This is a genomic window from Methylomonas sp. BG-2, from assembly GCF_057766305.1.
Genome location: NZ_JBYMAP010000422.1, coordinates 1 through 1,893, shown reverse-complemented (window position 1 = coordinate 1,893; position 1,893 = coordinate 1). Strand labels below are relative to the sequence as shown.

General features: G+C 61.0%; 3 protein-coding genes. 1 reads left to right on the top strand and 2 read right to left on the bottom strand.

Translation table 11 applies throughout. The features are described 5' to 3' along the window. Positions 1–206 precede the first annotated feature (206 nt). Positions 207–713: a putative metalloprotease CJM1_0395 family protein gene (locus AC3B8H_RS20890; protein ID WP_488443435.1), complete on the top strand. Its 507-nt coding sequence runs from the start codon at positions 207–209 to the stop codon at positions 711–713. On the opposite strand, the gene AC3B8H_RS20885 is transcribed toward AC3B8H_RS20890, so the two are convergent. Together AC3B8H_RS20885 and AC3B8H_RS20880 are read right to left on the bottom strand one after the other, a co-directional pair. Beyond that, a complete protein-coding gene (locus AC3B8H_RS20885) occupies positions 714–983 on the bottom strand; it encodes a PilZ domain-containing protein (protein WP_488443434.1) in 270 nt (89 codons plus the stop codon). 45 nt (positions 984–1,028) lie between these two features. Next, positions 1,029–1,893: NrdH-redoxin (locus AC3B8H_RS20880; protein WP_488443433.1), on the bottom strand; the 865-nt coding region annotated here is incomplete at its 5' end.

The following is a 1,893-nucleotide window of genomic DNA, read 5'->3' as shown; positions in this document are numbered from 1 at the left end:
CGAAAACAATGCCATCAGCGCCCCACCGCCGGTGTTGCGGATCAAGGATTTGATGCCCGATGAACCACTAACCGAAACCAACGAACACGCATCAAGAACCAGCGTCCTCGCATGGACGGCACGCCAACCCAGCGCGAATCGTGTTTAATGTTGAGGGATCGGTAAAAAGTGCGTTAAAGTTTAAGGTGCCTTTAAAGGAGGCCAGCATGTCGATACCGGCGCTTGCCAACTCTCAATTCACCGACTTTTCCGGTCCGGCAAAGACCAGCTCGGGCGCCGTCGCGCCGAAAGACTCAAGTAAAACCCAGCCAAGCGGCTCTGGCGGCCAACTCAGCGACGAACAACTCGCGCAAGTCGAAAAATTGAAAACCCGCGACCGGGAAGTCCGCGCCCACGAACAAGCCCATCTGAGCGCCGCCGGCGGCCTGGCAACCGGCGGCGCCCACTTTCAGTACGTCACCGGGCCGGACGGGGTGCGTTACGCGACCGGCGGCGATGTCGGCATCGACACCTCGGAAGTCAGCGGCAATCCGCAAGCCACGCTGGCCAAGGCCGATGCGATACGCCGGGCCGCCTTGGCGCCGGCCCAACCGTCCGGCCAGGATTTGAGCGTGGCGTCCCAAGCCGCCGCGATGGCGGCGAAGGCTCGCGCGGAATTATTGAAAAGCCAGCAAACGCCAAATTCCGGCCAGTACTTGAACCTGCGGGCTTGATCAGCCGGCGCCGAACTCGACCGCGAAGCCGCCGTCCGGATCGATCCTGACCACCCGGGCCATCTGCACCGGCGCGTCGTCGAATTCGGTGGTCTGGACTTCGACGACCGCTCCCATCGGCGGAATCAGCTCAACCGGACAATACAAATACAATCCGGTTTCCGAGAAATCCCGCATGTCGAGGATTTGCATCTCGGTCGATACCGGCAAGGTCACCCGGATCTTGGCCCGGTGTTTCAGACGCGGATGTCTGCGCTTGTTATCTACCACGAATTCTCCCGACTCTCTCCAAGTTCCAATGCGCACGGCCGGCGGTCAAGCCAGCAAATAAAGCCCTAATCCTACCATGACCATACCGCTGAGCAATTTGAGCCAGCGCCCCTCGTTTTCCCGCAGACGCCGCTGACGCAGCGTCCAGACGCCAACCGCCAGCACTATCACGTCATCCAACATGTAGGCGGCGTTGTACAGCAGCAAATAGCCGTAATACTCGGCGCCCTGTAGCTGGCGCAGCGTCAAAATCCGGGTGTACAAGGCCGGAAAACCGGAGGTACACATGAATTCGACGATCTGCACCAGCACGGCCAGCACCACGGCGCCGACGATCGCGCCCAACAGATTGTCGGCTTGCAGGATGGCCCGTATCCGCGCGTAAATTCCCGGCTTGGCGGCCGCCGGTATCGACAGCGAAAAACCGCGGCCGTACGCCCAAAAGTCCTTCAGATGGATGGCGCCGGCCACTATCGCGATGGCCGCGATCGCCAACTGCGAACCGCGCGACCAGCCGATCAACAAAAACAAGTTCAGCCAAGCCGCCATGAATGCGAAATAGGCGATGCCTTCGACGGCCACAAAGGTACCGGCCACCGCCAGCATCCGCATCCGCTGTTGCATCGGCGCCAGCATTGAGATCGTTAAGAGTAGCACCCACATCGAACAGGGATTGAAACCGTCCAGCAAGCCCATTGCCAACGTAAACAGCGGCAAGCCGACTTGGTCCAATTCGATCCGCCGGCCGGCAATCTCGACGCCAACACTTTCGGAACGCTCGACGGGCCTCGCCGGCGGCACCTCGCAGGACGCCTCTGGCGCCACGCTGCAACTGCCAGCGTCATCGGCGGCTGCAGAATCGGTCAACGCGGCGCCTTGCAGCGCTTCGCGAATCAGCCGATCGCTGACT

Excerpts from the sequence above, each read along its gene's own strand:
- AC3B8H_RS20890 (WP_488443435.1), top strand. The coding sequence starts at position 207 with ATGTCGATACCGGCGCTTGCCAACTCTCAATTCACCGACTTTTCCGGT.